Source organism: Geodermatophilus sp. SYSU D00742 (genome assembly GCF_054049935.1).
In genome coordinates, this window is the sequence record NZ_JBJGYJ010000067.1 from 1 (window position 1) to 4,542 (window position 4,542).

Annotated in this window: 5 protein-coding genes; 3 read left to right on the forward strand and 2 right to left on the reverse strand. The window is 75.2% G+C overall.

What is annotated here, in order from left to right:
• Positions 1 to 106 precede the first annotated feature (106 nt).
• Both ACI78V_RS22770 and ACI78V_RS22775 read right to left on the reverse strand, forming a co-directional pair.
• Positions 107 to 1,087, reverse strand: a complete 981-nt coding sequence (locus tag ACI78V_RS22770; RefSeq protein ID WP_456855080.1) for a hypothetical protein — start codon at positions 1,085 to 1,087, stop codon at positions 107 to 109.
• Between the two features lie 257 nt (positions 1,088 to 1,344).
• Positions 1,345 to 2,109: a dihydrodipicolinate synthase family protein gene (locus ACI78V_RS22775; protein ID WP_456855082.1), complete on the reverse strand. Its 765-nt coding sequence runs from the start codon at positions 2,107 to 2,109 to the stop codon at positions 1,345 to 1,347.
• Between the two features lie 245 nt (positions 2,110 to 2,354).
• Here ACI78V_RS22775 and ACI78V_RS22780 point away from each other — a divergent pair, with 245 nt between their 5' ends.
• The 3 genes from ACI78V_RS22780 (at position 2,355) to ACI78V_RS22790 (ending at position 4,434) form a co-directional block, all read left to right on the forward strand.
• A complete protein-coding gene (locus ACI78V_RS22780) occupies positions 2,355 to 3,143 on the forward strand; it encodes a DeoR/GlpR family DNA-binding transcription regulator (RefSeq protein ID WP_456855083.1) in 789 nt (262 codons plus the stop codon).
• Entirely contained in the window at positions 3,140 to 3,295 is a 156-nt protein-coding gene (locus ACI78V_RS22785; protein WP_456855086.1) for a hypothetical protein, read from the forward strand. The genes ACI78V_RS22780 and ACI78V_RS22785 overlap by 4 nt, the downstream gene beginning before the upstream one ends.
• A gap of 83 nt (positions 3,296 to 3,378) precedes the next feature.
• Entirely contained in the window at positions 3,379 to 4,434 is a 1,056-nt protein-coding gene (locus ACI78V_RS22790) for an autoinducer 2 ABC transporter substrate-binding protein (RefSeq protein WP_456855089.1), read from the forward strand.
• Positions 4,435 to 4,542: the final 108 nt, after the last annotated feature.

The following is a 4,542-nucleotide window of genomic DNA, read 5'->3' on the forward strand; positions in this document are numbered from 1 at the left end:
GCCAGACGGGGGTGACCGGCCGACGGGGTCCGTAGGGGACGGCCGCCCCGTACCGGACCGGCTCGGCCGACGTCTGCCGGGCGCTGGGCCGATGGACCCGGTGGCCTCAGCCCACCGGTTCCGGGGCCTGCTCCCCCACGGAGGACCGCACGTCGGACCGGGCGCGGGCCGACACGGTCGGCGCCTCACGCCGCGCCGCCCACCAGCCGTACCCGCCGGCGAGGACGACGGTGGCGGTGAGCACCACGTAGCCCCACAGCCACGGGTCGCCCGCGCTGACGTGCTCCAGGTACCGGACCAGCACCAGCAGCTGCAGCGCCCCGAAGACCGTGTAGGCCACCGCGGGCCCGAACAGGCGGGTGAGGTCGCCCTCCCGGATCACCAGGGCCGCGGCGACCCCGAAGGCGATCAGCCACGCGCCGACCACCTGCGCGCTCAGCGGCATCAGTTCCCACGGCCAGAACCGGGTGACGGGGTCGGCGTGGTGGTGCACCGCGACGCCGCCGACGTAGAGCAGCACGCCGGCCGTCGTCAGGACCACGCCCTGGACGCCCAGCAGGGCGACCAGCCATCCGGGCATCGGCCGGCGCGCGTCGCCGGTCCGGCGGCGGCGCCACCCCTGCCGGCGGACGACGGCGAAGCAGGCGAAGGGCACCACCAGGTAGACGACCAGCCACACCCAGGCGGCTGCGCGCGCCGACGGGATGCCGGTGGTGAGCTGGAGCTTGTGCGTGTGCAGGAGGGTCGCATTGAGGGTCAGGGCGGTGAAGACCCCCACGGTGAGGACCGGGATGCGGACGCGGCTCCACGCCCGCTCGCGCAGGGCCAGGACGGACAGCACGGTCCCCGCCGCGTAGGACGCGCCGATGAAGGCCGCGGTCACCTCGGCGTGGATGTGCCACGCGAAGGCCTCGCGCGTCTGCCCGGGGCGGAGCAGCAGCTGGCAGACGGCGAGCAGGGTGAGCCCCACGAAGGCACGCAGGAGCACCCGCGTGCCCGGGCGCACCTCCTCGCCGGGATCCGATCCCGGACCGTGCGCAGCGGCCGCCGTCGCGGTGAACGGCGCGTTCCGCTCGACTGCGCTCATCGACCTTCCTCCGGTGCCCCGACCCGCGGCTCTCGCGGGCGTTGGTGGGCTCCCGCCCGGGGTTGGACGGGACGCGTCCGAGGGTGCGACCCCGGGGGCCGGTCGCGCATGACCTGATCTGACCATCTTCGGTCGCGGATCCGCTCCGACCCGGGTGGTGGAGCGCCCCGGCCCGGGTCCCGCGTCCCACGCCGCCGCTCGATGCCGCACGGCCCGCTGGTCGAGCGACCGGCGCCGTGTGCGGCGGCGTGCGCCCGTCAGCCGCCGACCCGGGTGACCGCGGAGACGCCCGAGCGCTCGGCGACGAGGCGCTTGACCCCGGCCGGGAAGTCGGCCGACGCGGCACGGTCCACCGCGGCCAGCCGCCGCTGCGCGGCGCCGTCCCCGGCGAAGGCGGCGGCGCACTCTTGCGGCGCGATGTTGGCGACGGCCAGCAGCGCCCCGGCGGCACCCACGGCACCGCACAGCGTCACGAGGCTCGCCGCGCCGGTGTAGAGGTCGCCGTCGAAGGTGTCGAGCTCGTCGAGCAGCCGCGCGGCGTCCCCGGAGGAGTCCTTGAGCCCGGTCACCGGGAGCTCGGGCAGCACGCCGACCGGGACGCCCGGCGCGGAGGCCACCGGGAAGTGGTAGGCCAGCAGCGGCCGGCCGCCGGCCGCCTTCGCGACCCGGTCGTAGTACGGCCGCGGGTCGGCGACACCGTGGGGGGAGAGCGCCAGGCACGCGTCGGCCCCGTCGCCGAACGCGCGCTCGGTCAGCTCCGCCGCCTGCCGGCCGGTCGGCGCGCCGGTCCCGGCGATCACCGGGACCGCGGCGGGGAGGGCGGCACGGACGGCGGAGACCAGGTCGCTGCGCTCCGCGGCGGTCAGGCCGGCCGCCTCCCCCGTCGTCCCGGCGACCAGCACGGCACGGACGCCCTCGCCGACCAGCCGCGCGGCGAGGTCGGCGGTGGCGGGCGCGTCCAGCGCGCCGTCCTCGCGGAACAGGGTGACCAGGGCGACGCCGACGCCGGTGAAGAGAGCCATACCCGATCTTCCCCGACCGGCGGCCCGGACGGGAGTCGATCAGCCGGGGCCGTCCGGATGCCCGGGCCGGCGGGCCCCCGCTCCGCCGGCCGGCCGCGAAAGCCGTCCCGCTTCCTCCGGAAGGCAGCGACTTCCGTTTCTCTCCGCACGCTTGACGCTGGGTTTCGCGCGGCCCTACGTTCGCCCGCGCACGCTCCGGGTGTGTCGACCGTCACACCGGCGTGACCTGCGAGGGGGTGGTACCGGTGCCGTCACTCGACGAGCACGCGCGCTCGCAGGTCATCCTGTCCGAGCTGGGTGCGACCGGGCGGGTGGAGGTCAACGACCTCGCCGCGCGGCTCGAGGTCTCCACGGTGACCATCCGCAAGGACCTCGACGCGCTGGAGCAGCGCGCCGTGCTGCGCCGGGTCCGCGGTGGCGCGGTCGCCGCCCCCGTCGTCGACGAGGGCTCCTTCGAGACGCGGCTGCGGGTCCGGCGGGCGGAGAAGACCGCGATCGCCCGCGCCGTCGCGCCGCTGGTCCGCGACGGCGACGTCATCGCCCTGGACTCCTCCACCAGCTGTCACCACCTGGCGCGCGAACTGCTGGACCGCCGGTCCCTGGTCGTGATCACCAACAGCATGCCGACCGCCACGCTCTTCTCCGAGCGCTCCGAGGCCACCGTGCTGGTCCCCGGCGGCATCGTCCGGCGCTCGGCCCGTTCCGTCGTCGGCCTGCTCGGTGACGTGCTGGCCGGCCGCGGGCGGATCGGCAAGGGCTTCGTCGGCGCCCACTCGGTCTCCCCCGAGCGCGGCCTGCTGGACATGACGCTGGAGGAGGCGCAGGTCAAGCAGTACCTCGCCGCCCACTGCGACCAGTTCTTCGGCCTGGTGGACTCGAGCAAGTTCGGCAGCTTCTCGCTGCACACCGCCATCCCGGTCGCACAGATCACCGCCCTGTACACCGACGCCGCCGCCGACCCCGCCGCCGTGGCCGCCCTGGAGCAGGCCGGCACCCGGGTGCAGCGGGTCGCCGTCACCGAGGAGCACCGGTGAGCGCCGGGTGGCCGGGGGAGACCGTCGCGACGCTCACCGCCGGCCTCCGTCAGGGGTCCCCGCGCCCGGGCGCGCGCGGGGACCTGGCCGCAGCGCCGCTGCGGGACAGACCTCAGGACGACGACCGCCAGCGGGGGCTCATCCCGATCTGATGAGCCGACGACCTGGGACCGCCGGCTCGCCGAGCTGGACGGCACCGGGGGGAGAACCGACCCCCACTCCGATGAGGTGACCGATGAGGATGACACGAAAGACGAGTGCGGCCGCCGTGCTGGGCCTGGCCGCGACCCTGACCCTCGCCGCCTGCGGGGAGGGCAGCGGCGGCTCGGCCTCCGGCGGCGGAGGCGGCGGCGGCGAGGGGGGCGGCGGCTCGGACGGCGGGAACGTCACCGTCGCCTTCGTCCCGAAGCTGCAGGGCATCCCCTACTTCGAGGCGATGAACACCGGCGGGCAGGCCGCCTGCGAGGAGCTGGGCTGCACCTGGCTCTACCAGGGACCGGTCGAGGCCGACCCGGCGGCGCAGGCCGACATCGTGCGCTCCTACATCCAGCAGGGCGTGGACGCGCTCATCGTGGCGCCCAACGACCCCGACTCCATGGCACCCCTGCTGCAGCAGGCCGCCGACGCCGGCATCAGCGTGGCCACCTCCGACACCGACGCCCCGAACTCGGTGCGCGAGGTCTTCGTCAACCAGGCCTCGACGGAGGGCATCGGCCAGGCGCTCACCGACGCCCTGATGGAGGCCATGGGGGGTGCGGGCAAGTACGCCATCGTCTCCTGCGGCCAGACGGCGGAGAACCTCAACTCCTGGATCGAGGTCCAGGAGGCCTACACCGCCGAGCAGTACCCGGACGCCGAGATCGTCGACATCGTCTACGCCGGTGAGGACCAGGCGCAGGCCACCCAGATGGCGACCGACCTGATGAACGCCCACCCCGACCTCACCGGCCTGGTCGGCGAGTGCACGTCGTCGGCCCCCGGCGTGGCGCAGGCCATCCGGGACGCCGGCCGCATCGGGCAGGTCTTCTCCGTCGGCCTGGGCACGCCGCAGTCGATGCTGCCGTACCTCACCGACGGGTCGTCGAGCGCCAGCATCCTCTGGGACGTCGAGAACCTCGGCTACCTGACCGCGTGGGCCGGCGTGCAGCTGGCCAACGGTGAGGAGTTCCAGGAGACGAACAACGTCAGCGCGGACATGCCCGAGGTGACCTACGACGACAGCACCAAGGTGCTGCTGCTCGGCCCGCCGCTGCGGATCACCGCGGAGAACGCCGGCCAGTTCGACTACTGATCCACCCCGGGGAGGGGGGGGGGGCCCCCCCCCCCCCCCCCCCCCCCCCCCCCCCCCCCCCCACCAATATAACAACACCCACACAACCACCACCCCCCCCCCCCCCCC

Coding starts and splice junctions, on each gene's coding strand:
- ACI78V_RS22770 (WP_456855080.1), bottom strand. CDS start 1,087: ATGAGCGCAGTCGAGCGGAACGCGCCGTTCACCGCGACGGCGGCCGCT.
- ACI78V_RS22775 (WP_456855082.1), bottom strand. CDS start 2,109: ATGGCTCTCTTCACCGGCGTCGGCGTCGCCCTGGTCACCCTGTTCCGC.
- ACI78V_RS22790 (WP_456855089.1), top strand. CDS start 3,379: ATGAGGATGACACGAAAGACGAGTGCGGCCGCCGTGCTGGGCCTGGCC.